This window comes from Mycobacterium sp., assembly GCF_008709575.1.
Lineage (GTDB): Bacteria > Actinomycetota > Actinomycetes > Mycobacteriales > Mycobacteriaceae > Mycobacterium.
This window is the reverse complement of sequence record NZ_VYIK01000162.1, coordinates 1-1,315: the sequence shown is the minus strand read 5'-3', so window position 1 is coordinate 1,315 and position 1,315 is coordinate 1. Positions and strand designations below refer to the sequence as shown.

Genomic DNA, 1,315 nt, shown 5'->3' with positions numbered 1-1,315 from the left:
TGAGGTGTTTCTGACTTAACCGCAGAGGCGGCTCCAAAAATTACCCAATGCATGACGTCTCCCCGGTGGGGGTGTTGGTGTGGCGATGGTAGTCGAGGCGGCGTTGCCGGGCACGCTCGAGTCCGTCGCGGCGGGCTTGGCGGATGGCCTCACCGCGACCGCTGTGTTCGTCGTCGGGGGTGACATATCCGATCGACTCGTGGAGCCGAACCGTATTGTATTCGGTTCGTACTCTTGCCAGTTCGGCTTCCAGGACGGCGGGGTCGGTGATGGTTTCCAGATGCGGCCACTCGCCTTTGATGTGGCCAAAAAACGACTCGATCCACGCTTGATCCTGGGGCACTCCGGGGCGTCCATGGTGCTGGGCAATGGCCATCAGCGCCATAAACGCGCGGGTGTCGTGGGCGGTCATCGGCGCCCCGTTGTCGCTGACGGCGAGCAGGATCGGACGGCGCGGGTCGTCGGGGTCGAGGTCGAGCCGCTCGTCGGTGAGCAACTCCAGCAACCCTTCAACCTCCAGTGCGCGTTCGAAAACCACCTGCACCTGGGTGGCGGTCTCCTCGACGGAAACCAAAGTGTCGATCCACTTTCGGCTGACCATGTCGATGATCGCAAAGCACACCCGGCGAGCTCGGGTGAAATGCGTGACGTCCCAGATCCAGATCCGGTTGGGTTCCCAAACCAGCCAGTCTGGCCAGGGCTTGCGCTCCGATCGGGTGCGCGCCAGGGGCTCAGGCAGAGTAATCCCGTGGGCGATTAACACGCGGCGCAAACTCGACGGCGACACCCACACCAGCTGCTCGTAGGAGCCACGGTGGGCCAACTTGCGGTGGCTGCGGTCGACCGGACCCCAGCGTTCGACCAGATCGAGGATCGCAGCCACCTCCTCGGGCAGCAAAGAATGCACCGGGTGCCCACCGGGGGCGGCGTCGACCAGGGTGCCGGTGTCGCGGCGCCTTGCCCGCCAGCGATGCACCCGAGAGTCAGAGACCTGCCATAGCGCACACGCCCAGGTGTGGGCGAACCCGGCGGCGACCGCGTCGTCGACGGTTTTCAAGACCAGCTCTTTGACCTCGGCGGGGACCCGCGCCGGCACCGGCCCGCTTAGCCCCAACCGGCTTTTCCCCGCACGATCGCTAACTCGATCGCCTGCGCCTTGATGGCCTGGGTCAGCTGGGCGATCTCTGCTCGCGCCGCCTCCAACTGCCAATCCCGCTGTGTAGCAGGCCGCCCCGGCGTGCGCGCCAACGCCGCCAACGCGGCGTCCTTGACGGTGCGCCGGATCCCGATCACCGTCGACACATCGACGCACCAC

2 protein-coding genes are annotated in these 1,315 nt (G+C 65.9%); both read right to left on the bottom strand.

Features of this window, described 5'->3' with window-relative positions; translation table 11 throughout:
* Nucleotides 1-40: 40 nt before the first annotated feature.
* Entirely contained in the window at nucleotides 41-1,096 is a 1,056-nt protein-coding gene (locus tag F6Q13_RS17535; RefSeq protein WP_293059267.1) for an integrase core domain-containing protein, read from the bottom strand.
* 8 nt (nucleotides 1,097-1,104) lie between these two features.
* Nucleotides 1,105-1,315, bottom strand: a 211-nt coding sequence (locus F6Q13_RS17530; protein WP_293059264.1) for a helix-turn-helix domain-containing protein, incomplete at its 5' end; no start/stop codon positions are given.